We start from the raw sequence: 23019 nt of genomic DNA on the forward strand, positions 1-23019 counted from the left end.
GGCGCCATTTCCGGAACGCGTTGGCGGGCGCGGGCGCGGAAGGGGGAGGATGGGGACGTGCTCGGATACTTCGGTCCCGCAGGGACGTTCACCCACCAGGCGTTGCGCATGATCACCGACGAAGAGGCGGTGGCGTTCTCGAGCGTGCGCGAGGCCCTGGATGCGGTGCGCCACGGTGAGGTCAGCGGCGCCGTCGTGCCCATCGAGAACTCCGTCGAGGGCGGGGTGTCGGCCACGCTCGACGAGCTCATCGCCGGCGAGCCGCTCGCCATCCGTGCCGAGATCGTGATCCCCGTCGAGTTCGGGCTCTACGCCCGTGAAGGCACCCAGCTCGCCGACGTGCGGCAGGTGCTGACCCACGGGCACGCGGCGGCGCAGTGTCGCCGGTGGTTGGCGGAGAAGGTGCCCCGGGCGCAGGTCACGGAGGCAGGCTCGACGGCTGGTGCGGCTGCGGAGGTCGCGCGCCCGGAGTCACGCTACGACGCGGCCGTCTGCGCACGGGTGGCCGGCGACACCTACGGCCTGACCGAACTGGCCTACGCCATCGAGGACAACCCGGGCGCGGTGACCCGCTTCGTCGAGGTGGGGAAGGCCGGGCCGGTCGCCCGGCGCACGGGCGCCGACAAGACCACGCTGGTCGCCTACATGCGCGAGGACCACTCGGGTGCCCTGCTGGAGATCCTCGAGCAGTTCGCCGTGCGCGGGGTGAACCTGACCCGGATCGAGTCGCGCCCGACGAAGACCACGCTGGGGTCCTACTGCTTCTCGATCGACGTCGAGGGGCACCTGCACGACAAGCGCGTGGGCGAGGCCCTCGAAGGCCTGCACCGCGTCTGCCCCCGCGTCCACTTCCTGGGTTCCTACCCCCGGGCCGATGAGTCGCGGCCGAAGGTGGGCGACGGTTTCACCGATGACTCGTACGACGCGGCCGCGGCCTGGGTGGAGAGCCTCGGCCTGCCGTTCTTGCCCTGAGCCAGGCGCCCGGCGCCTGGTCGAAGGGGCCTAGGCCGACACGACCCGCGCAACGCCGGGCAGGACCTCGAACCGGATGGCGCTGACGGCGCCGATGACGTCGCCATCGACCTGGTAGGGCACCGGACGGTCACAGTTGACGACCACGTCGCGCGCCACCCGCCGGTCGACGAACGGCTCGCGCCTGGTGCGCAGCAGCACGCCCGCCATCATGCGCAGCACGTCGCGTGAGTGACGCGGCGAGGCGACCAGCAGGTTGAGCAGCCCGTCGGAGGCGTCCGCGTGGGGGAGCAGCCGCACTCCGGCACGGAGCTCGCCCAGGTTCCCCACCTGGACGAGCGAGGCGTCGCGCAGCAGCACCTCGCCGTCGACGGCGATCCTGCTGGGCACCGGCCGCGCCTTCACGTGGCGCAGCCCGGCGAGCACGTAGCCCAGTTGTCCCAGCCGCTTGAGCCGGGCCGTGGCGTCGGTCACGACGGCGGCGTCCGCGCCCAGCCCCGCCATCACCGCGGCGTAGCCCTGGGCGTCGGTGTCCAGATTCGTGTAGCGCAGAAGGTCGAATGGGCGGGGCGTGCCGTCGAGCGCCTTCACCAGCGCAGGGCGCAGCCGCAGCGGGAGCCGGAGGTTACGCGCCAGGAGGTTCCCCGTGCCGGAGGGCAACAGCCCGACGGGGACGTCTGTGCGGCGCAGCGCAGCGAGCACCATCCGCACGGTGCCGTCGCCGCCGGCCACGAGCACCCGGTCGACGCCGGCTTCGAGGGCTGCTCTGGCCTGCCCGGCGCCCGGGTCCTCAGGCGTCGTCAGCAGGTACCGGGCAGCAGGCAGGCCGCGGGCGCTGAGTTCGCCGTCGATGATCGCGCGGAAACGCTCACCCCGGCGCACCGAGGCGGGATTGACGACGACCGCGACCCGCATCTACGCCCGCCGCGGCCGCTTGACGAAGAACCAGGGCAGCATGGCGGCCGCCAGGACGAACGCGGTGACGGCCCAGGCCCAGCCGAAGCCGAGGATGTCGGCGATGGCCCCGGCCAGCAGGGTGCCGGCGATGGAGCCGAGGTCTGTGGCCATGGAGTAGGTCGAGAGCGCCTGGCCGCCGTTGCGGTTCGACCCGATGAGATCTGCCAGCAGCGCCTGGGAGGCGGGGGCGATGAACGCCGCGCCGGCGCCGGCCGCTGCCGAGAGGATGAAGAACCAGGTGAGGGTGTCGAACCAGCCGAACGGGAGCGTGACAAGGGCGGAGAGGCCGAGGCCGACAACCAGGAACGGGCGCCTGCCCAGCCTGTCGATCAGCCGCCCCGTGGCCTGTTGGGTGATCGCGTTGCCGACGGCGAACAGCGTCAGCGCGATGCCCGCGGCAGCCGCGCCGATGGTGGGGACCGCCGCCGCCATCAGGGGGAGCAGCGCGATTCTCACGCCGAAGTTGGCCCAGCCGTGGGCGAAGCCGGTCACCAGCAGCGCCCGGTAGTACGGCAGGGCCATGGCCTCGCTGAGCGTCATTCTCGGCTGCGCCTGCCCCGGCACCTCGGGCGCGCCGGTGTCGCGGCGCAGGAACACCATCACCACGAGCACCGAGGCGAAGACGGCAGCGGCGTAGAGGAAGAACGGCACGCGGAGGCCCAGGCCGGACAGGGCGGAGCCGAGGATGGGGCCGAAGATGTTGCCCAGCAGGAAGGCCGAGCCGTACAGCGACGACGTGTGGCCGCGCTGCCCGGGGGGCGACAGCCGCACCAGTAGGCCCATCGACGACACCGTGAACATGACCGAGCCGATGCCGCCGATCCCGCGGAACAACAGCAGGGTCCAGTAGTCGGGCGCCAGGCCGCTGAGGGCGCTGGAGAGCGCGACGATGCTCAGGCCTAGCAGGTAGATGCGGCGTTCGCCGAACTTCCCGATGAGGGCGCCGCCCGCAGGGGCGAAGATGAGGCGCACGAACGCGAACACCGACACGATCGCGGAGGCGGCCATCACGCCCACGTCGAAGGACTTGGCGAACTGGGGCAGGATCGGCGCGACGATGCCGAACCCGAGCGCGATGAGGAACGCGGCTGCCACCAGCACCCAGATCTCCGCCGGGATGGGCTCCCTACGTGTCGCCTTAGCCACTCTTCGCCTCTCCTATGGGGGCCACGAACTGACCACGTTCACCCTATCCCCGGGGGGAAGTGCCACGCCCTGCCTTACCGGGCTGGGAGAGGAACCCGAGTTGGGCACCTCGCCCGCGTCCCGGGGGGAGGCCGGTGCTCGCTAGAGTTGGGCGCATGATTGATCCCAAGTGGCTTCGCGTCGATCCCGATCGCGTCCGACGCTCCCAGGCCCTGCGCGGCGCCTCGGTCGAGCTCGTCGACGACCTCATCGCGGCAGACGAGTCCCGGCGCTCCTCGATCGCGTCGTTCGAGACGCTGCGGGCTGAGCAGAAGGCCATCGGCAAGGACGTCGCCAAGGCCAAGGGCGAGGAGAAGGCGGCGCTGATCGCGCGCACCCAGCAGTTGGCCGCAGACGTCAAGCGCGCCCAGGCCGACGCCGACGAGGCGGGCAACCGCTTCGACGAGCTGATGAAGCAGGTGGGCAACCTCGTGATCGACGGCGTGCCCGAGGGCGGCGAGGACGAGGGCGTGATCATCGAGACCGTCGGCACCCCGCGCGACTTCGCGGCTGAAGGCTTCGAGGCCCGCGATCACCTGGAGCTGGGCGAGCTGCACGGCGCCATCGACATGGAGCGCGGCGCCAAGATCTCCGGTTCGCGCTTCTATGTGCTGACGGGCTTCGGCGCGCAGCTCGAGATCGCGCTGCTGAACCTGGCGATGAGCAAGGCCGCTGAGTGGGGCTTCACACCGATGATCCCGCCCGCGTTGGTGCGCCCGTCGGCGATGGAGGGCACCGGCTTCCTTGGCCAGGCCGCCCAGGACGTCTACCACCTGCCCGCCGACGACCTGTACCTCGTGGGCACCTCCGAGGTGGCGCTCGCCGCCTACCACTCCGACGAGATCCTCGACGCGGGCACGCTGCCGCGCCGCTACGTCGCCTACTCCCCGTGCTTCCGTCGCGAGGCCGGCTCGCACGGCAAGGACACCCGCGGCATCTTCCGCGTGCACTGGTTCGACAAGGTCGAGATGTTCGTCCACTGCGACCCGGCTGATGCGGAGGAATGGCACCAGAAGCTTCTCGGTTACGAGAAGGATTTCCTCAACGCCCTCGAGGTGCCGTTCCAGGTGCTCGATGTCGCCTCGGGAGACCTCGGCCTGAGCGCGGCCAGGAAGTTCGACTGCTACGCCTGGCTGCCCACCCAGAAGCGGTACCGCGAGGTCACCTCCACCTCCAACTGCACGGAGTTCCAGGCCCGCCGGCTCGGCATCCGTGGCCGGTTCGAGGACGGCGTGCGCCCCGTCGCCACCCTCAACGGCACCCTCTGCGCCATGACCCGCATCATCATCATGCTGCTCGAGAATCACCAGCAGGCCGACGGCTCCATCCATGTGCCGGAAGCGCTGCGCCCGTACCTCGGCGGCCGTGACCTGATCACCCCGCCTGCTTCCTGAGGATCATGGGCTGTATTCGCGGTTCACAAGCGGATGAAGCGCGTCGTCTGCCTGCTCTCTACCGTTGGTTGACCCAACGGTGGCATGCTTGGTCTGGTAACAGATCAAGCAACCAGGCGTCCCTGAGGGCAGGGAAGAGAGGCAACGCCATGGAATTCACACCACAACTTGTTGCGCTGGACATCGACGGCACGCTCGTCGATGCGTTCGGCGTCATGCCGGACGAGGTGCGCGCTGCGGTGCGCAGGGCCGTCAACGCGGGGGTCACCGTCGTTCTTTCCACGGGTCGCTCGTGGCTGGCCACGCAACCCATCGCCGATGAGATCGGACTGCCGGAGGGCTGGCACGTGTCGGCCAACGGCGCGATGATGGTCACCTATCCCGAGCTCGAGATCCGGCACGAGACGCGCTTCGACCCCACCGACGTCATCCGTCAGGTCACCGAGATCGCACCCCGTGCCCGCATCGCCGTCCAGGACGGGCTCCACTGGCGGGTGAGCCAGGAGTTCCCGCCCGGAGAACTGCTCGGCAACGTCGAGGTCGTCCCCGTGGAGGACCTGGCCAAGGAGGAGGTGTCCCGCGTCATCGTGCGCGACCCGGACACCACCGAAGAGGCGTTCAGTCAAATGGTGGGGCGGCTCGGGCTCCAGGAGGTGGCCTACTTCGTGGGCTGGTCCGCCTGGCTGGACATCGCCCCGAAGGGCATCGACAAGGCGTTCGGCCTGGCGATGGTGTGCCGGGAACTCGGCATCGAGCAGAAGGACGTGCTGGCCATCGGCGACGGCCGAAACGACATCGAGATGCTCGAGTGGGCCGGCCGTGGCGTTGCCATGGGTGACGCCCCCGACGAGGTGCTGGCCGCCGCAGACGCGGTCACTGGCAGCTTCGCCGACCTCGGCGTCGTCGAGGAACTGAACCTGTGGTTCCCCGCATTGGAGGCCGAAGGCGCTGCCTGACACCGTGTGAGCAGAGAGAAAGGGCCACCCTTGGGGGAGAGGGTGGCCCTTTCAGCTTGCGGGGGGTGGTCAGGCAGCGGCGACCCGGCGGGTACCGCGCTTGACGTCGTTGGCGACGGCCACGACCTGGGCCGGCGTCGGGGTCTTCTTCTGGACGGGGCGGGCGACGCCGCCTTCCGCCTCGATGCGGCGGAGGTGCCGCTTGACCGTGGAGACGGAGCAGCCGACCTTGGCCGCGATGACGCTCAGCGGTTGATCCGGGTTGGCGGCGCGCATGCGGTGGATCTCGTAGCGGTCGAACTGGCGGCCGGAGTTGACGCCCGCGAAGGTGTCGAAGTCTTCAGGAGTGACCGTGATGCCCAGCCGGGCGCGGATCTCCTGGCGCTGGCGACGCGTGGTGCCGGCGACGAAGCCGGAGACGTCGAACTTCACGACGGCGTCCGTCAGGCACTGGGCCATGAGCGGGCAGCCGGCACACATCTTTTCGGCCTGCGAACGGAGCATCTGCTGCTCACGGCGCTCGCCGCGCGACGTCGGGGCAGTGCCGTCGTCGAGGAGCGGGTGCAGGAACACATTCGAGTAGGCGACGCAGGCGGTCGTCGGTTCAGTCATGTCAGCCCTTCCGTAGATCCCCTTGTGGAGTGCTGGTTCAAGACTGTCGCTAAAACGCGGGCCATGGGTGCTCACGACATGGGGAGATCTACCCGACTTCTCTGGGTACTGGGCCTAGGCCGCTCTGAGTATCTGGGCTCAGGGATGGTGTATCGGCCGCATCCTCGAGGCTGGACGACGCGGGGGAGAGGCGCCGGGCGGGGCGGTGAAGGCCGAGTGAGTACTCACTAGGATGTGCCCGTGTCCACAGAGTCTGCCATCCGCCCCGGTCCACTTTGGCGCCGGGTGGCGGTAATGGGCCTGATCCTGGCGGATCTCGCCATCCTCTCCAGGGTCTGGTGGATGACGGGACGTGGCCTCGACCTCACCGACGAGGGCATGTACCTCAATTGGATGACCTCCCCGTGGGACTGGCCCTGGGCCAGCACGCAGTTCGCGTTCTTCTTCCATCCGCTGTGGAGTCTGGCGGGCCAGGACCTGGTGCTCGTTCGCCGGTGGACGGTGCTGCTGCTCCTGCAGGTGGGCGTGGGGTTCTTCGCCGCCGTGGTCCGGCGGGCCTTCGCGCTTTCCCGGGGGAGCAGTGTGGCGTGGGGAGCGCTGCTGACGCCGACGGTCCTGCTGGCTGTGGGATCGCAGTCGGTGTTCTTCACCCCCAGCTACAACCTGTTGGGCCTCATCGGTCTGCTCGTGTCCGGGGCGGCGCTCGCCGGCATCCTGCTGCCCGCCCCCACGCCGACCCGGCGTCCGGTGCTGGGGGTCTGGCCCTGGGCGGCACTGGGCGTCGGCGGTGTGGTCTGCTTCGCCTCCCGTCCCACGGCCGGTGCGCTCCTCCTGGTGCTGGTGCTCATCGCGCTCGTCGTGGCAGGCCAATGGAGCTGGCGCGGGCTCGGCGTGGCGGCAGGCGTCGCCCTGACCGCGTTCCTGATCATGACCCTCCTGATCGACGGCGGCCCCGTCCGTTTCCTGGAGCGCGTCCTCGAAGGGCTGGAGCTGTACAGCATCCAGACCCAGCGCGGTGCCCTGGACGCCGTGGTCAACACCTTCACCGAGGATATCCGGTGGGAACGGGCGGACGTCCTCTGGGGTCTGCTGCTCGGGCTGCTGCTGGCGATCGCCATGGTGCTTCGCCGGGCCGGCCGGTACGCGCCCCACTGCCTGGCCGGGCTCGCCGCGCTCCTGGGCGCGGCGACGGTCTGGGCCATGGCCGACGGGTCCACCCCCCTCACTGGCCGGGTCCTCCGCTCGGCAACGGTGGCCCTCCTCCTCTGGGCGGGCGGCACCGTCGCCTCCCTGGTGACTGCCCGAAGGCTTCGCCGCCCTGTGCTGGCCGCCGTCGGCGCACTTCTGCTGCTGCCCTACGTCTACGCCTTCGGTACGCACTACAGCACCGTCGCACTGGCCGGCTCCGCGGCCTTCTGCTGGCTAGCCAGCTCACTGGTCGCGCTGGGGGCGGCCAGGAAGAGCCGGGCCGCGCTCCCCGCCGTCGCAGGAGTCTGGCTGCTCGCGACGGCGTTGTGCCTGAATGCCGCATCGGGCGCCGCGCCCCGGCAGGAGCCGCTCGCCGCCCAGGACGTCGCCGTCGACCTGGCCGGTAAGGCACTGGTCGACCTTTCGCCGGACATGGCGCGGTACCTCGGTGCGGTGGCAGACGGCGTGGCCGCTGAAGGGTTCGTGGCCGGCACTCCGGTGCTCGACCTGACGGGCGAGTCTCCGGGTCTCGTCTACCATCTGCGGGCCCGGGCCACGGCGGACTCCTGGGTGATCGGCAGATATCCCGGATCCCGTGACCGGCTCGCCCGCGAACTGACGCTCCACACCGATTGCGACCTCATCGGCGGTTCCTGGCTGCTCGTCAGCCCCGACGGGGCGCGTCGCATCGACCCCGAGGTGCTGGGTGAGGCCGGTCTCCAGTTCCCGGACGACTACCGCCTGGCCCTGAGAGAGACGGCTCCCGCCCGCTCAGGCGGCTACGGCCTCGAGGTGTGGGCACCGGTGGACGGGGCTGCGCTCAGCGAGCGCTGCTCCGCTCTGCGATAGCGCGCAACTCCGCCGGTGGGGTGAAACCGTGGTCGCCCAGTTCGCGGATGAGTTCGATCAGCCGCAGGGTCGATGAGCGGCGCATGAAGGGTTCCGCCCGGCCCGGCTCTGGGTGCTGCCGCGGTTGGTAGGTCGCCAGGAACTCCCTGATGGATTCGACGTCGTCGCGCACCCAGTAAACGCCCTCAACCCCGCGGAGCATCTCCCACATGGCCGTCCCCTCGAGCAGGTCACGGTGCAGGACGAGCACGTCGAGGCCGAGCGCCAGGTAGTCGAACATCTTGGTGGGGGTCTCGATGCCGGAGTCGCCGATGAAGGTGACGCCGCAGTCCGTGGTCGAGAGCAGGCGCAGGGCCTCCTCGCGTGGCACCCGCGGGTGGCGCACGACGTGGGCGCCGAAGTCGTGCGTCACGGGAGCGCCGATCTGGTGGAACTCCGCATCGGTGCCGGCGATCGCCTCGAGCAGCCTGTCAGGTGGGGTGATCTTGTAGATCTGCCCCGCGTGCGAGAAACGCACGGGGGACCCGGGCTGGCGGTCGACGACAGGCGGCGCGGGCACGCGTTCATCGAATCCGTTGGGCACGATCTCGATGCGGGTCTGGGCGCTGCCTCGCACGGTGACGTCCTTGCAGCCCTGGTTCACCACGGTGACGATATCGGCGTCGAGGTTCCAGCCGGCCTCGAGGTACTCAGCGTCCTTCTTCGCCTCTGCGCCCCATGTGTGGCGGGGGTTGCCGACGAATGGATCCCGGTAGTCCAGGATCACCCGCGCGGTCCAGCGTCGCCGGGCGTAGGACGCGAAATCGAAGTAGGGGTAGGGATTGCCCGAGAGGATCACGACGTCGTACTCGTCGTCGCGCTTGTCGAAATAGCGCTCCAGCGCCCAGTTCCAGAAGCCCGCCACCTGCCTGCTGTACGGGTAGGGCCGGGCGACCCCGTCAGCGAGCAGCGTGGTGGCGGCCGGGCTGAGCGGCGAACCGTTGAACACGAGGTTGCCCGTCCAGAGATCGGGGACGCGGTGCACGTGCTCCGGCGCGTCAGGCCAGGGAGTGGCCACTGCATAGTCGACGGTGACCGCACCGTCGGAGAGCATCTCCATCTGCTCGAACCAGTAGTTGACGCGCTGCACTCCCACCGTGGGCGAGGGGCCACCGTAGTATGCCACCAGCAACACCCGGGTGACCCCGTCGAGCGCCTTCGTGTTCGGCACCGGGTGTTCCCTCGCCAGGTCGACCAGCGGGGTGGGTTCCAGATGCTGCACGGGAGCCGGCCAGGAGCGCGTGAAGGCCTCGGCGACGGCCGGGTCCGGAACGTAGAACCCCTTGGCAGCGGTCATGAGGGCGATGGCCTGTGGCGTGAGGACGGGCTGCCCGGTGAGCAGCACGCCGAAGGGCCAATCCCGGGATCCGGCCGCCCACAGCGCGAGTTCCGTGAGCCAGTCATTCGGCGCGACCACCGGCATGGGGCGCGGCACGTGCTGCGACAGCCAGTTGAGGACGTAGTTCCACACAGGGGTGGATTCCGCATCAAGTGAGCCGTTGGCGATGCTCATGGTGGGCTGCGGGATGCCGCACAGCACGGGGTTGCCCGTCAGGCGGATGACCTGCGGGTTGTCCGGGTGGCGCGACACGACCCGCCAGCCACGGGCCAGCGACTGCTCGGCCACCGTCGGGTCATCGGTGAAGACCACAGGGGAATAGAGCGTCATGTGAACGTCCTGATCAGGTCGAGTTCGCGGTTGATCGTCGCCTCGACCCCACACTGGCGCTCCACCCTCGCGGCCGCATTACGCGACAGTTCGGGCAGCACCTCCGGGTGCTCGACGAGGTACCAGATGGCCTCGGCGAAGGCCCGGGGGTCGTCCGGCCGGGGCAGCAGGCTGCAGGTGGCGTCGGTGTACTCGGGGATGGCCGCGACGGGGTTGGTGATCGTCACCATGCCGCTGGCCATCGCCTCGCCCAGCATCACGCCCTGGGTGTCGTAGCGCGACGGGCAGAGGAAGATGCCGTGGTCGTAGTGCAGCGCGGCCATCTCGGAGGGGCTGGAGTAGCGGTTCTCGACGGTGACGTTGGGAAGACCGTGCAGCGGGGCGACCTTGCGCTGGAACAGCCGGCCGAAGCCCCGTACCGTGAACTGCAGGTCGAAGAAGCCCGGCCTGGCCTTGAGCAGGCCGATCGCGTTGATGGCGATGTCGTTGCCGTAGTTGCGTTGCTCGAAGCTGCGCATCAGGAGGATGCGGTTGGCCTCGTGCGGCTGCCTCTCGCGGGCCCTGAAGTGAGCCGTGTCGATGTGGTTCGGGATGACGTGGGAGTTGACGGCCTCCGCGCCGACGTCCCACTGCGAGTTCTGTCGCTGCATCTCCGAGACGAACACGATCGCGGCATCCCCACAGGAGAACAGGCTGCGGGCCGCGTCGAACCGGACGCGGTTGAGTTCGTCCAGGGTGGCTCGCCGGAGCGCGAGTTCGGCGGTGGTGAAGTTGCCAGCCAGGCGCCGGTAGTCGCGCACCTCGTAGCCGTGGTACCAGACGATGAGGCGCAGGCCCGGGAGCCGTTCGGTGAGCATTCCCGACACGGTGGGCGACGGGGAGTGGGCGAGCACCGGCACGCCGCGACGCTGCAGCACGTCCAGCGCCGACGGGAGGTCGTCGGTGTGGGTGACGAAGATTTCGGTGGCGGAATCGCGCGCCCGCAGCACGCGGGAGCCCTCGCCCGAAGTGTCGATCACGGCACCCCTGAGGCCGGCCGCCACGTAGGCGTGCACCCGGGAGCGGATGAACTCTCCGCCGTGGCGCCAGGCACGCGGATACGTGGGGGCGACGACGACGAAGTCGAGGTCCTCGGCGAGCAGTTCCTCCCAGTGCGTGGGCTCAGCCATTCCCACGCCCGAGCGCCTTCTTGGCCAGGACTCGGATGGGGCGCTGCAACTGCTTCTTCAACCGCTCGATGTGGCGCTTCTGGGCTGCGATGACCTCAGCCGATTCCTTCTGAGAAGCCTCGGCCGCGGCGAGCTGGTCGCGCAGTGCGTCATGGGCGATGTCGCGCTCAACGAGTCGCTCAGCCATGACACGCGCGTCATCCCGGGCCGATTCGAGCTCGGCCACGAGCGTCGTCATCTCCGCGCGGACGACCTCGAGGTCTGCGGCAAGGGCTTTCCGCAGCCTCTCGTTGTCCTGGGCTGCCTGTTGAAAAGTCACGTCGTCCGGGTCCACGCTCGGCACCTTACCAGCGAGCCGTCCAGGGCAGAGATGGCGATCAGTGGGGTCAGTCGGTACCGGTGTCCATCGAGGAGCGCTCCACGGCCTCGTCGACATCCGAGGGCCCGGTGGCGCCCAACTCAGCGATGGCCGCTGCGCCGCCGCGCTCCAACTGCCCGATGAGCGCCGCGTGCCCGGCCAGCAGGGTGCCCTGCTGGGCGTACAGCTCGAGCTTCTCGCGGGAATCCGCGATGTCGAGGTTGCGCATGGTGAGCTGGCCGATGCGGTCCGTGGGGCCGAACGCGGCGTCCTCCACGCGCTCCATCGAGAGCTTGTGGGGCTGGTAGCTGAGGTGCGGGCCGCGGGTGTCGAGGATGGTGTAGTCGTCGCCGCGGCGCAGGCGCAGGTCCACCTCGCCGGTCACGGCGGAGGCGACCCAGCGCTGGATGGATTCGCGCAGCATCAGCGACTGCGGGTCCAGCCAACGGCCCTCGTACAGCAGGCGGCCGAGCTTGAGGCCCTGCGCCTGGTAGTTCGCGAGGGTGTCCTCGTTGTGGATGGCCGAGAGGAGGCGCTCGTAGGCGATCCAGAGGAGCGCCATGCCCGGCGCCTCGTAGATGCCGCGCGACTTGGCCTCGATGATGCGGTTCTCGATCTGGTCGCTCATGCCGAGTCCGTGGCGACCGCCGATGGCGTTGGCCTCCATGACCAGCGAGACCGAGTCGTCGAAGCGGACGCCGTTGATGGCGACGGGGCGACCGAGCTCAAAGCGGACCGTCACGTCCTCGGTGTCGATGCCCACCGACGGGTCCCAGTACTTCACGCCCATGATGGGCTCAACGGTTTCGAGTGAGACGTTGAGGTCCTCCAAGGTCTTGGCCTCATGCGTGGCGCCCCAGATGTTGGCGTCGGTGGAGTAGGCCTTCTCCTTGGGGTCGCGGTACGGAAGGTCGCGTTCCGTGAGCCAGGCGCTCATCTCCGCGCGGCCGCCCAACTGCCGCACGAACTCTTCGTCGAGCCACGGCTTGTAGATGCGCAGTTGCGGGTTGGCCATGAGGCCGTAGCGGTAGAACCGCTCGATGTCGTTGCCCTTGTAGGTGGAGCCGTCGCCCCAGATGAAGACGTTGTCCTCGGCCATGGCGCGCACCAGGAGCGTGCCTGTGACGGCGCGCCCGATCGGCGTGGTGTTGAAGTACGCCTTGCCGGCGGAGCGGATGTGGAACGCGCCACACGCCAGGGCGGACAGGCCCTCCTCGACGAGCTGCGGCTTGCAGTCGATCAGCCGCGAGATCTCGGCGCCGTACTCCACCGCGCGCCCGGGAACGGAGTCGATGTCCGGCTCGTCGTACTGGCCGATGTCTGCGGTGTAGGTGCAGGGCACGGCGCCCGCCTCGCGCATCCACGCGACGGCGACGGAGGTGTCGAGGCCGCCGGAGAACGCGATACCGACGCGCTCGCCGACGGGCAGGGAGGTGAGTACTTTAGTCACGGCGCCACTGTAGCCGCAGGGATCACGCTCTCTATACGCTGTCCGACCTTGCGGGCATGCCGGATCCACGTCGCGGAATCTGCCACCATGCGCACCACTGCTGACCGCTGTGCGCCGAAGCGGTGTGCGCCGCGGCAGAAGGTAGGATGCACGCCTAGTACCGTCGGCAGGCTGGAGGCCAGGCATGCAGCGACCCCATGCTGTGATCGCGCTACCCAACAACATCGAAATCGACGCACGCGCGCAGCGCAATGCGTTGGCGCTGGTTGCTGCGGGTTATCGCGTCACCATGGTCGGCTTCGGCACCGGCATCCCCAACGAGGGGGTGATTGCGGGCATCCCGTACATCCTCTGCCAGGCCAGGCCGAAGAGCGGTGGGCCGGCGCCCGCCGTGGGGCCAAAGCCGCCGTCGATCCTCTACCGCATCGTCCGCAAGGCGTTCCACCTCGTGCTGCACCGCCGTCCTCCGCAGAAGGTGGCCAAGGCCATCGCCCGCGTCGAGGAGACAGCCGGAGCCGTGGTCAAGCAGGCCAACAAGCGCGTGCTGCGCCCGGCGCAGGGGCTGGTCAACAAGACGGCCCAGAAGGTCAATGCGCCCAAGCCTGACCCCGACGCGCCGTTCGACTGGCGCTCCGCGCTACCGCACGTGCCGGTGATGACCGATGCGCTGCGCGACGTGATCGCCGGGCTGGAGCCCGACCTCATCGTGACCGACGTCCACCTGCTCCCCATGGGCGCCGAGGTGGCGGAGATCCAGCGGTCCAAGGGCAGGCAGATGGGGCTCCTCTACGACGCCCGCGAGTACGTCTACGGCCTGGCCAGCGACGACCAGAACGTCACGAAAGGCTTCCCCGCGCTCGAAACCGAGGCGATGCCCAAGGTCGACGCCACGGTCACCGTCTGCCAGCCCATCGCGGACTTCCTGGCCAGGCAGTACTCCCTGAGCGAAGTGCCCCCGCTGGTGCCCAACGCGCCTATCGGAAACCTGCCGGAGACCGGCCGCACGCTCACCATCCGCGACTTCCTCAAGATCGACGACGAGGCGCCGCTGCTCGTCTACGCGGGCGGGCTCAGCTACCACCGCGGTGTCCACGACGCCGTCGTGGCGCTGAAGGACCTGCCAGGCGTGCACCTGGCGATCGGCGCCCGACGCGAAAGCTCCTACACCGACGAGCTCGAAGCGATCGCCACCACCCACGGCGTGCGCGACCGGGTGCACTTCGTGCCCTTCGCCCCCACCCACGAGGTGGCCGAATACCTGGCCTCCGCCACGGCCGCCGTCATGCCGTTCCTGCCCGTGGGCAACCACAACTGGGCAGCGCCGAACAAGTACTTCGAATCCGTCCAGGCACGCCTGCCCATCCTGACCTCGAACATGGACTGGCTCTCTGAACGTGTCACCACGCTGGGGATCGGCGAGGTGTTCCTGCACTCCAACCCGCCCTCGCTGGCCGAGGCGGCGAAGAAGCTGCTCGGGAACCTGGGCCAGTACCGGGCCAAGCTCACCGATGAACTCGTGGCGGAACACACGTTCGAGCACTTCGAGCACGTGATCGTCGACGTGGCCAAGCAGATCACGGACCCGAAGCTCCTGCCGGGCCTCGAGCCCACCAAGCTGCACGACAACCTGGCGGCCATCCGCAGCGACATGCTCCGGCAGCGTGCCACCCTCGCTGATTCGAAGCTGTTCGAGCCCAGGCCGTGGATCCGGATCGGCTGCGCCAACACCGGCGGCCTGCCCCAGCTCTGGGCCAAGGCGCTCATGCGTGAGTACCCGCAGGCCATCGCTGAGTCGGTGTGGCGGCACCGCGAGCAGTCGCTGACGTTCCCCGTCGACGAGACGGTCACCTACGGCCAGTGGGTCTCACCCGCCTGGCAGAAGCAGCTCCAGGCCAAGCTCGAGGACCGCGTCACCCACGTCCTCACGGAATCGGGCCGCTCGGTCATCGGCGCCAAGTTCGGTGCGCACTTCTACGACGAGGTGGGGTGGTTCGCGCGCAAGGGCATCCGCCAGGGCCTCGTCTTCCACGGCTCCGACATCCGCAACCCGCGCATCCACGCCTCACTCGAGCCGGATTCGCCGTTCAAGGACCCTACCGAGGAACTGACGGCCATCCTGCAGCGTCAGGTGGAGGACCTCACGCCGCACGTGCTGAGCTTCGACGGCCCCGTCTTCGTCACCACCAACGACCTCCTCGACTACCTGCCGCAGGCCACCTGGCTGCCCGTCGTCGTCGACACCGACGAATGGCGGACCTCCATGTCGCCCCTGGCCCACGGCGGTCTCCCCATCGTGTTCCACGTGCCTTCACGCCGCTCCATCAAGGGCTCTGAGGACGTCGACGCGGTGTGCCGCGAACTCGAAGCCGAAGGCCTCATCGTCTACCGGGGCCTCAATGAACTGAGCCGCGACGAGATGCGCGAGCAGATGCTCACCGCCGACATCGTCATCGACCAGATCCGGCTCGGCGACTACGGCATCACCGCCGTCGAGGCCATGTCCGGGAGCCGGGTGGTCATCGGCCACGTGGCAGACCGCGTGCGGCAGCGCATCCAGGACGACGTCCCCATCGTCGAAGCCACGTCGCAGACGCTGCGCAGCGTGCTGCTCGACGTTGCGGCGGACCCGGCCAGGGCCGCGGTGCTCGGCAGCCGGGGCCGCGAGTACGCCAAGCGGTGGCACGACGGGCGGCACAGCGCCCACGTGCTCGCAGAGTTCATGGGACTGGGCGAGCCGGCCCGTTGATGAAGATCCTCATGCTGGTGGCCACCTCGGTGGCCACGGACACCCGGGTGCTGCGGGAAGCCCGCACCCTCGTCGACGCCGGGCACACCGTGCACATCATCGGGCGCTCCGTCCCCGACGACTTCGTGCCGGGGCCGGGCATCACGGTGTCGTCGGTGGGCACGTCGTCGGTGTTCCGCGGGGAGGGCCAGCCGTCGCTGGCGGGGAAGAAACTGCCTCCCCACCTGCGCTTCGCCCGGTGGCTGCTGCTGCCGGAGCACCGCCGTTCATCCTTCGGCCGGTGGGCTGCAGGTGCGGTCAAGGATGCACAGCAGCGCGACTTCGACGTGGTGCACGCCCACGACTTCACGGCACTCGCCGCCGGCGACCAACTCGCCCGCGAACGAAAGGTGCCCCTGGTCTACGACTCGCACGAACTGTGGACGGGCCTCCCGCGCGAGTTCCGGCCCACCCCCCTGGCCGACGCCCGCGAGAAGCGCGTCGAGGGCGAGTGTGGCTCCCGCGCCTCCGCCATCATCACCGTCGGCGACGGTGTCGCCGATGCGCTGCAGGGTGTCCACGGCTGGCAGGACGTCACGGTGGTGCGCAACACCTTCCCGTTGCGCGACGGCCACCCCGCCGTCCCGGAGACGCCGACAGGCCTCGTGTACGCGGGCCGGATCGCCGCCTACCGCGAACTCGAGACCATCGCGGCGGCCAGCAAGCTCGTGGATCTGCCCATCACCATGTGCGGCCCGGCGGATCAGACCTGGCTCACGTCGTTCGATCCTGGCCGGGTCACCGTCCTGGGTGCACTACCGCTCGACGAGGCTTCTGCCCTGATGTCGGCCGCCGGCCTGTCCCTGGTGACCCACTCCGACAAGTGGGTCAACCATCGCCTCGCCCTGCCCAACAAGCTGTTCCACGCCGTCAGCCTCGGGTTGCCGGTGGTGGCCACCGACATCGGTGAACTGGCCAAGGTGGTGCGCGAGCACGACCTCGGCACCCTCTACACACCAGGCGACCCCGAGAGCCTCGCCCGCGCAATCAGGGAGGCCGTTGCTGATTTCCGGCGCTACGTGTGTAATGTCGAGGCGGCACGTCCCGCCTTGTGTTGGGATGCCGACGCCGCCCGCCTGCGGGCCGTCTACGAGAAGCTGGCATCCGCGCACGCGGATCACCGGGGAGAAGGTTAAGTGGCCAACACTGCTGAGACGTCCACGCGGCGCGTCTATACACCGCACAAAGCGGGCATCCCCAACCTCCGGGCGTACTTCACGGAATTGTGGCACCGCCTCGATTTCGCGAAGGAGATGAGTGACACCAACATCCGCGCCGGGAACACCAACACGTTCCTCGGCCAGGCCTGGCTGGTGCTCAACCCGCTCCTGCTCGCGGCTGTCTACTTCCTCCTGGTGATGATCATCGGGGGCGGCAGCCAGCTCGACGCCAACGGCGTCCCGCGGGCCGACTTCCCGCAGATCGCCGGCGGCCTCTTCCTCTTCTTCCTGATCTCGGGGATCGTGCAGGCCTGCGCCACCTCGGTGACCAACGCCGGCTCGCTCATCCTCAACATGAACTTCCCGAAGCAGTTGCTGATCTTCGCCAACACCTACCTGGCGCTGCGCCGGTTCGTGCCGACGATGATCGTCTACGCCGTGATCCACGTCGTCTTCGGCAAACCCATCGCCTGGACCCTGCTGTGGGTCCCGCTCGTGGTGTTGCTCGCCGCGCTCATCGGCATGGGGCTCGGCTCTATCGTGGCCACCTGGCACGTCTACTTCCGCGACACCGCGAACTTCCTGCCGTACATCATCCGCATCTGGCTGTATGCCTCGCCGGTGCTGTACACGGGCGAGCAGTTCCTCACCAACCCCATCGGCAAGCGCACGGGCGAGTGGATCCTGTTCAACCCGGTCTTCGGCATCCTCGGCATGTGGAGCGACGCCCTGCACGGCCACAACCCGCCGTGGTACTACGTGGCCACGGCAGTCGCCTGGGCGCTGGCCCTCAGCATCGGCGGCATCCTGTACTTCATCTCTAGGGAGCGTGATTTCGCTGTCCGCCTCTGACGAATCCCAGTACCTGGAGCGCCAGCCCGGAGCACCCGAGCCGGAGGTCCACTCCTCCGTCGCGCCCCCCACGTCCGACGAGGGCGCAGCCATCGTCATCGACGACCTGCACATCACCTACAAGGTGTTCATGGAGCGCAAGAACACGCTCAAGAACGCCATGGTCAAGCGCCTGCGCGGCCAGCAGGTCAACTACCGGGAGGTGCGCGCCCTCCGCGGCGTCACCTTCAACGTGCCGAAAGGCCAGTGCACCGGCGTCATCGGTGCCAACGGCGCCGGCAAGTCGACGCTCATGCGCGCTGTGGCAGGCATCCTGCCGCCGTCGCAGGGCCGCATCGAGATCGACGGCAAGGTTTCCACGCTGCTCGCGCTCGGCGTCGGGTTCAACTCGGCCCTGACCGGTCGCGAGAACGTCGTCCTGGGCGGCCTGGCCGCAGGCCTGACGCGCCAGCAGGTCACGGAGCGCTTCGAGGAAATCGCTGAGTTCGCGGATCTGGGCGACTTCATCGACATGCCGATGCGCACCTACTCCTCGGGCATGTTCTCCCGGCTGGCGTTCTCCGTCGCCGTGCACATGGACCCGGACATCCTGATCATCGACGAGGCGCTCTCGGCCGGCGACGCGAAGTTCAAGGACCGCGCCAACCAGAAGATGGCCGAGCTCATGGACCACGCCGGCACGATGCTGCTGGTGTCGCACGCGCTGGGCACCATCCAGGAACTCTCCGACGAGGTGGTCTGGCTGCACAAGGGCAAGCTCATCCGCCGGGGCGACCCGAAGGAAGTGTGCCAGGCCTATCTGGACTTCCTGAAGGTTGGCGACGACTCCATCGTCATGGAGGACTTCTGACCCCCAGAGTGGCGATCGTCACGACGGGGCACGACGTCGCCGACGCCCGCCTGCACCGCACCGTGGCAGCGCTGCAACGCGCCGGCTGCCGGGTGCGCGTGCGCGGGCTGTCCTCCACAGGGGCAGGCGCCCGGCCAACGGGGAAGGTGCACCGCGGCCTCCGCGCTCTGCTGTGGCCCTGGCAGGCCCGCTGCGACGTGCTGATCACCATCGACCCCGACACCGCGCTCTCAGCCTGGGTGTCGTCGCGGGTGCTGCGACGTGCCTGGGTGGCCGACGTCCACGAGGATTACCGCGAGCTGCTGCGCGACAGGGCCTGGGTGCCCAAGCCGCTGCTCGCCGTGCTGCGCGGCGCCGTGTCCCTCCTCAACCGGATCATCACCCGGGCAGACCTGGTGCTGGTCGCCGACGACCACGTGCCGCCGCGCCACGCTCCCCGTCGTTTCGTGATGCGCAACGTCCCGGACGTGACGTTGCTGCCCCCGATGCCGTCGGCTCCCGGTGACAGCGCCTTGGGCTACCGCCGGGCGGTCTACATCGGCGACAACCGCACCACCAGGGGCCTCCGCGACATGGTCGAGGCGGTCGCGGCCACCGTCGACGACCCGACGCCCTGGCACCTCGACCTCGTCGGCCCCGTGGCCGCAGCGGACCGCGCCTGGCTCGACGAGCGGCTCACCCGCCGGGATGCGCGCACCGTCACCTGGCACGACCGGCAACCCCCTGCGGAATCCTGGCGCATCGCCGCCGGCGCCGACGTCGGCCTGTGCCTCCTCGCCGACACCCCGGCCTTCCGCGACGCCATGCCGTCGAAGGTGTACGAGTACCTCGCCATGGGCATGCCCACAATCGCCACGCCGCTGCCCCGCGTGCGGAAACTGGTCGAGGGAACCGGCGCCGGAGTGATCGTCGACGGCGTGCCCGCCACCGTCGAGGCCCTCCGCAGGTTCGCCGCCGAGGCCGACCACCGGGCGGCGCTCGTCGCGAATGCCCGCGCCGCGGGCGAGGAACTCCGCCAGCGGCCCAGCCCCTACGACGAGGCCGCGGGGCGCATCGGCAAGCTCGCGGGCATACTGACGCCATGACCCGGCCACGTTTCCCCAGGGTCGTCTACGGCACCGGCCAGGAGCCGGACGCGCGGTTCACGCTGGCCAACGAACGCACGTTCCTCGCCTGGATCCGCACCTCCCTCGCCCTCCTGGCCGGCGGCATCGCGCTGGAGGTGCTGGGGCCGGACATCCACAGCGGCCTCCGCATGGCGGCCTCCATCGTGCTGCTCGTCGCAGGCACGGCCGCCGCACCGATGGCCTGGTGGAGCTGGGCGCGCTACGAGAAGGCCCTCCGCAGTGCGCAGCCGTTGCCGACGGCGTTCTTCGCCCTGCCTGTGGCCATCATCGTCGCGCTGGTGGGTGTGCTGATCCTGGCCGGCCTCCTCCTGGCATGAGCGTCTACGACCCCGGTCTCCAGCCGGAACGCACCGGGTTGGCCTGGCAGCGGACGTCCCTGGCCCTCGGCCTCGGCGCCCTGGTCTACGCCCGCATCGCGGCCCAGACCGTGGGCGTATGGGCGTGGCTGTTGGGCGGGGCCGGCATCCTCACCGCACTGGTGCTGGGGGCGGCCTCGCGTCGGCGGTACCGGTACACCCACCGGTCGCTGACCTCCGGCGTGGTGAAGCTGCCCGACGGGGTCCTGCCGGCCGCGCTGGCCCTCGCCGTCGCCACTGGGGGGCTCATCGTGCTCGCGTTGACCCTCGTCGGCCCGGCGGCCCGCTAGTGGCGCACCGGGGCCGCGGCCCACTGGGCGCGGCCCGATGTCCGGCCCTGACGTGCTTTCTGTATGCTCGCTTGCAGCGATATTCGAAGGGACCCAAGCATGGTTCGCATTGTTGATTCGGCGGACGTCTCACCCGACGCCACCATCGGAGAAGGCTCTTCCATCTGGCACCTGGCCCAGGTGCGTGAGAAGGCCGTCCTCGGTGAGAACTGCATCGTCGGACGCGGCGCCTACGTCGGCACCGGCGTGCAGATGGGTGACAACTGCAAGCTTCAGAACTACGCCCTGGTCTACGAGCCGGCCGTGCTGGAGGACGGGGTCTTCGTCGGTCCCGCGGTCGTGTTCACCAACGACTACTACCCGCGCGCCATCGACCCCGAAGGCAAGCTCAAGCGCGGCGACGACTGGGAGCCGGTGGGCGTGACCTGCAGGCAGGGCTCCTCCATCGGAGCGCGCGCGGTGTGCGTCGCGCCCGTCACCATCGGCCGCTGGGCCATGGTTGCGGCAGGTGCAGTCGTCGTGAAGGACGTACCGGATTTCGCGCTCGTGGCCGGTGTCCCGGCCAAGCGCATCCGTTGGGTGGGCCGCGCAGGCGTGCCGCTCGAGCAAGGTGACGCCGAAGGCCTGTGGGTGTGCCCCCAGACCGGCGACAAGTATCAAGAACAAGACGACAACACTCTCGTGGAGGTTTCTCAGTGAACGACTTCATCCCACCGGCCAAGCCGATCATCGGCGATGAGGAGCGCGAGGCGGTCGACCGCGTGCTGCGCTCGGGCATGCTCGCCCAGGGCCCTGAGGTCAAGGCCTTCGAAGAGGAGTTCTCGGCCCACTTCGCTCTGGGCCGTGCCTGTGTGGCGGTCAACTCCGGCACGTCGGGTCTGCACCTGGGCCTGCTGAGCTCGGGCATCGGCCCCGGCGACGAGGTCATCGTCCCGTCGTTCACCTTCGCCGCGACGGCCAACTCGGTCGCACTGACCGGCGCCACCCCGGTGTTCGCCGACATCGCGCTGGATGATTTCACGCTGGACCCCGCGTCGGTGGAGGCCTCCATCACGGAGCGCACCAAGGCGATCATGCCGGTGCACCTCTACGGTCACCCCGCGAAGATGGTCGAACTGCAGGCCATCGCCGACAAGCACGGCCTGATGCTGTTCGAGGATGCCGCGCAGGCGCACGGCGCCTCGCTCAACGGCACGCCGGTGGGTGCGTTCGGCACGTTCGGCATGTTCTCGCTATACCCCACCAAGAACATGACCTCCGGTGAGGGTGGCATGGTTTCGGCGGCCAACGACGAGGTTGAGCGCAACCTGCGTCTCTACCGCAACCAGGGCATGCTGCAGCAGTACCACAACGAGGTTGTGGGCCTGAACAACCGCATGACCGACATCCACGCCGCCATCGGCCGCGTCCAGCTGACGAAGGTCGGCGCCTGGACTGAGCAGCGGCAGAGCAACGCCGCGTTCCTGTCGTCGAACCTGGAGGGTGTTGTCGTTCCCCCGGTGCTCGACGGTGCGGTGCACGTGTACCACCAGTACACGGTGCGCGTGGCCGAGGGCCGCGACGCCCTGGCGAAGGCGCTGAAGGACGAGTACAACGTGGGCTCGGGCATGTTCTACCCCGTGCCGAACCACCGCCTCAAGCCGTTCCAGGCCGACGTCGAGCTGCCCAACACCGAGCAGGCCGCCGTGGAGTGCCTCTCGCTGCCCGTGCACCCGTCGCTGTCGCAGGAAGACCTCGAGCGCATCGTCACCGCCGTCAACACTCTCGCCAAGGCCGGTGCATGACAGTGGCGAACCTTCGAGCGGGCCTGATCGGCCTGGGCTCCATGGGCCGTCACCACGCCCGCAACCTGCGCTCCATCGACGGTGTCGACCTGGTGGCAGTGGCGGATCCGGCGGGGGACCCGTTCTCCGTCGCCGGTGACCTGGAGGTGCTGCCCGGCATCGACGCGCTGATCGAGCAGAAGCTCGACTACGTCGTGGTGGCCACCCCCACCCGGTACCACGAGGAGATCGGCCTGGCGCTGGCGGAGGCCGGCGTGCATGCGCTGGTGGAGAAGCCGCTGGCGGCAGACACCGGTGCCGCGAAGCGTCTCGCTGAGGCGTTCGCTGCCAAGGGTCTGATCGGCGCCACGGGCCACATCGAGCGGTACAACCCTGCCCTGCAGGAGCTGCGCAAGCGGCTCGAGCGCGGCGACCTGGGCGACCTGTACCAGATCTGCACCCGCCGTCAGGGCCCGTTCCCGGCCCGGATCGCCGATGTCGGCGTCGTCAAGGACCTGGCGTCCCACGACATCGACCTCACCGCCTGGGTGACCCAGCGCAAGTACGAACTGGTCGCCGCCCGCACCATGAGCAAGACCGGCCGCGAGTACGAGGACATGGTTTCGGCCACCTGCCAGCTCGAGGGCGGTCTCATGTCGAACCACCTGGTCAACTGGCTGACGCCCACCAAGGAACGCCTGACGATCGTCACCGGCGAGAAGGGCATGTTCGTTGCGGACACCCTGACCGCCGACCTGACGTTCTACGCCAACGGCAACGTCCAGACCACCTGGGCCGACATCGCGCAGTTCCGCGGTGTCTCCGAAGGCGACGTCACCCGCTACGCCATCGCGAAGCCGGAGCCGCTGCGCACCGAGCACGAGCAGTTCCGCGACGCCGTGCTGGGCAAGGAAGCCGACATCGTGACGATGGAGCAGGGCGCCCGCGTCGTCGAGGTGTGCGAGGCCATGATCGAGTCCGCCAAGACGGGCCAGTTCATCACCGTCTCGTAACGGGACAGGCATCGGCAGAGGGTGG

21 protein-coding genes are annotated in these 23019 nt (G+C 69.2%); 14 read left to right on the forward strand and 7 right to left on the reverse strand.

The annotated features are described in order from the left end of the window. Window positions 1-57: 57 nt before the first annotated feature. The gene (pheA, locus tag ACX1DX_RS11690) at window positions 58-972 is read left to right on the forward strand and encodes a prephenate dehydratase (RefSeq protein ID WP_459396739.1); all 915 of its coding nucleotides are present in this window, start codon (window positions 58-60) and stop codon (window positions 970-972) included. A 30-nt stretch (window positions 973-1002) separates the two neighbouring features. Here pheA and ACX1DX_RS11695 read toward each other — a convergent pair whose 3' ends face one another. Together ACX1DX_RS11695 and ACX1DX_RS11700 are read right to left on the reverse strand one after the other, a co-directional pair. Further along, the gene (locus ACX1DX_RS11695) at window positions 1003-1887 is read right to left on the reverse strand and encodes a diacylglycerol/lipid kinase family protein (protein ID WP_459396740.1); all 885 of its coding nucleotides are present in this window, start codon (window positions 1885-1887) and stop codon (window positions 1003-1005) included. Next, the gene (locus ACX1DX_RS11700; protein WP_459396741.1) at window positions 1888-3075 is read right to left on the reverse strand and encodes an MFS transporter; all 1188 of its coding nucleotides are present in this window, start codon (window positions 3073-3075) and stop codon (window positions 1888-1890) included. A 155-nt stretch (window positions 3076-3230) separates the two neighbouring features. Here ACX1DX_RS11700 and serS point away from each other — a divergent pair, with 155 nt between their 5' ends. Together serS and ACX1DX_RS11710 are read left to right on the forward strand one after the other, a co-directional pair. Then, window positions 3231-4508, forward strand: a complete 1278-nt coding sequence (gene serS / locus ACX1DX_RS11705) for a serine--tRNA ligase (protein ID WP_459396742.1) — start codon at window positions 3231-3233, stop codon at window positions 4506-4508. Window positions 4509-4657: 149 nt separating this feature from the next. Beyond that, on the forward strand, window positions 4658-5464 hold the full coding sequence (locus tag ACX1DX_RS11710; RefSeq protein ID WP_459396743.1) for an HAD family hydrolase: 807 nt from the start codon (window positions 4658-4660) through the stop codon (window positions 5462-5464). Between the two features lie 69 nt (window positions 5465-5533). On the opposite strand, the gene ACX1DX_RS11715 is transcribed toward ACX1DX_RS11710, so the two are convergent. Further along, window positions 5534-6076: a WhiB family transcriptional regulator gene (locus ACX1DX_RS11715; protein WP_459396744.1), complete on the reverse strand. Its 543-nt coding sequence runs from the start codon at window positions 6074-6076 to the stop codon at window positions 5534-5536. Between the two features lie 240 nt (window positions 6077-6316). Between ACX1DX_RS11715 and ACX1DX_RS11720 the strand changes: the two genes are divergently transcribed. After that, a complete protein-coding gene (locus ACX1DX_RS11720) occupies window positions 6317-8113 on the forward strand; it encodes a hypothetical protein (protein WP_459396745.1) in 1797 nt (598 codons plus the stop codon). Here ACX1DX_RS11720 and ACX1DX_RS11725 read toward each other — a convergent pair. From ACX1DX_RS11725 to argG, 4 genes are read right to left on the reverse strand one after another with little or no spacing between them, the layout of a single operon-like run. Then, window positions 8085-9821, reverse strand: a complete 1737-nt coding sequence (locus ACX1DX_RS11725) for a glycosyltransferase family protein (RefSeq protein WP_459396746.1) — start codon at window positions 9819-9821, stop codon at window positions 8085-8087. The genes ACX1DX_RS11720 and ACX1DX_RS11725 overlap by 29 nt on opposite strands. Continuing rightward, window positions 9818-10990 (reverse strand): glycosyltransferase family 4 protein, encoded by a 1173-nt coding sequence (locus ACX1DX_RS11730; RefSeq protein WP_459398215.1) that lies wholly within the window; start codon window positions 10988-10990, stop codon window positions 9818-9820. The genes ACX1DX_RS11725 and ACX1DX_RS11730 overlap by 4 nt, the downstream gene beginning before the upstream one ends. Then, window positions 10983-11324, reverse strand: coding sequence for a hypothetical protein (locus ACX1DX_RS11735; protein WP_182766970.1), 342 nt, complete (start codon window positions 11322-11324; stop codon window positions 10983-10985). Before ACX1DX_RS11735 ends, ACX1DX_RS11730 begins: the two co-directional genes overlap by 8 nt. Before the next feature lie 52 nt (window positions 11325-11376). Then, window positions 11377-12798 (reverse strand): argininosuccinate synthase, encoded by a 1422-nt coding sequence (argG, locus tag ACX1DX_RS11740; RefSeq protein WP_182766969.1) that lies wholly within the window; start codon window positions 12796-12798, stop codon window positions 11377-11379. 184 nt (window positions 12799-12982) lie between these two features. On the opposite strand from argG, the gene ACX1DX_RS11745 reads away from it, so the two are divergent. From ACX1DX_RS11745 to ACX1DX_RS11790, 10 genes are all read left to right on the forward strand, one after another. After that, entirely contained in the window at window positions 12983-15544 is a 2562-nt protein-coding gene (locus tag ACX1DX_RS11745; protein WP_459396747.1) for a glycosyltransferase, read from the forward strand. Beyond that, on the forward strand, window positions 15544-16719 hold the full coding sequence (locus tag ACX1DX_RS11750) for a glycosyltransferase (RefSeq protein ID WP_459396748.1): 1176 nt from the start codon (window positions 15544-15546) through the stop codon (window positions 16717-16719). The genes ACX1DX_RS11745 and ACX1DX_RS11750 overlap by 1 nt, the downstream gene beginning before the upstream one ends. Further along, a complete protein-coding gene (locus ACX1DX_RS11755; protein WP_459396749.1) occupies window positions 16720-17595 on the forward strand; it encodes an ABC transporter permease in 876 nt (291 codons plus the stop codon). Further along, a complete protein-coding gene (locus ACX1DX_RS11760; RefSeq protein WP_233120786.1) occupies window positions 17573-18445 on the forward strand; it encodes an ABC transporter ATP-binding protein in 873 nt (290 codons plus the stop codon). The genes ACX1DX_RS11755 and ACX1DX_RS11760 overlap by 23 nt, the downstream gene beginning before the upstream one ends. A gap of 8 nt (window positions 18446-18453) precedes the next feature. Then, window positions 18454-19530 carry a glycosyltransferase gene (locus ACX1DX_RS11765; RefSeq protein ID WP_459396750.1) on the forward strand — a complete coding sequence of 359 codons (1077 nt, stop codon included), beginning with the start codon at window positions 18454-18456 and terminating at the stop codon, window positions 19528-19530. Continuing rightward, window positions 19527-19889 (forward strand): YidH family protein, encoded by a 363-nt coding sequence (locus tag ACX1DX_RS11770; protein WP_459396751.1) that lies wholly within the window; start codon window positions 19527-19529, stop codon window positions 19887-19889. Before ACX1DX_RS11765 ends, ACX1DX_RS11770 begins: the two co-directional genes overlap by 4 nt. Further along, window positions 19886-20218, forward strand: coding sequence for a DUF202 domain-containing protein (locus ACX1DX_RS11775; protein ID WP_459396752.1), 333 nt, complete (start codon window positions 19886-19888; stop codon window positions 20216-20218). Before ACX1DX_RS11770 ends, ACX1DX_RS11775 begins: the two co-directional genes overlap by 4 nt. A 99-nt stretch (window positions 20219-20317) precedes the next feature. Next, window positions 20318-20917: an N-acetyltransferase gene (locus ACX1DX_RS11780; protein WP_076062541.1), complete on the forward strand. Its 600-nt coding sequence runs from the start codon at window positions 20318-20320 to the stop codon at window positions 20915-20917. Beyond that, a complete protein-coding gene (locus ACX1DX_RS11785) occupies window positions 20914-22002 on the forward strand; it encodes a DegT/DnrJ/EryC1/StrS family aminotransferase (RefSeq protein ID WP_459396753.1) in 1089 nt (362 codons plus the stop codon). The genes ACX1DX_RS11780 and ACX1DX_RS11785 overlap by 4 nt, the downstream gene beginning before the upstream one ends. 2 nt (window positions 22003-22004) lie before the next feature. After that, window positions 22005-22994, forward strand: a complete 990-nt coding sequence (locus ACX1DX_RS11790; protein ID WP_459398216.1) for a Gfo/Idh/MocA family protein — start codon at window positions 22005-22007, stop codon at window positions 22992-22994. The last annotated feature ends 25 nt before the right edge of the window (window positions 22995-23019 follow it).

The sequence above is a fragment of the Tessaracoccus zhenghani genome (assembly GCF_054552775.1).

Bases quoted from the DNA above. Each gene is read 5' to 3' on its own strand.
- ACX1DX_RS11695 (WP_459396740.1), bottom strand. From the start codon at position 1,887: ATGCGGGTCGCGGTCGTCGTCAATCCCGCCTCGGTGCGCCGGGGTGAG.
- ACX1DX_RS11730 (WP_459398215.1), bottom strand. From the start codon at position 10,990: ATGGCTGAGCCCACGCACTGGGAGGAACTGCTCGCCGAGGACCTCGAC.
- ACX1DX_RS11715 (WP_459396744.1), bottom strand. From the start codon at position 6,076: ATGACTGAACCGACGACCGCCTGCGTCGCCTACTCGAATGTGTTCCTG.
- ACX1DX_RS11745 (WP_459396747.1), top strand. From the start codon at position 12,983: ATGCAGCGACCCCATGCTGTGATCGCGCTACCCAACAACATCGAAATC.
- ACX1DX_RS11750 (WP_459396748.1), top strand. From the start codon at position 15,544: ATGAAGATCCTCATGCTGGTGGCCACCTCGGTGGCCACGGACACCCGG.
- ACX1DX_RS11780 (WP_076062541.1), top strand. From the start codon at position 20,318: ATGGTTCGCATTGTTGATTCGGCGGACGTCTCACCCGACGCCACCATC.
- ACX1DX_RS11770 (WP_459396751.1), top strand. From the start codon at position 19,527: ATGACCCGGCCACGTTTCCCCAGGGTCGTCTACGGCACCGGCCAGGAG.
- serS (WP_459396742.1), top strand. From the start codon at position 3,231: ATGATTGATCCCAAGTGGCTTCGCGTCGATCCCGATCGCGTCCGACGC.
- ACX1DX_RS11725 (WP_459396746.1), bottom strand. From the start codon at position 9,821: ATGACGCTCTATTCCCCTGTGGTCTTCACCGATGACCCGACGGTGGCC.
- ACX1DX_RS11710 (WP_459396743.1), top strand. From the start codon at position 4,658: ATGGAATTCACACCACAACTTGTTGCGCTGGACATCGACGGCACGCTC.
- ACX1DX_RS11775 (WP_459396752.1), top strand. From the start codon at position 19,886: ATGAGCGTCTACGACCCCGGTCTCCAGCCGGAACGCACCGGGTTGGCC.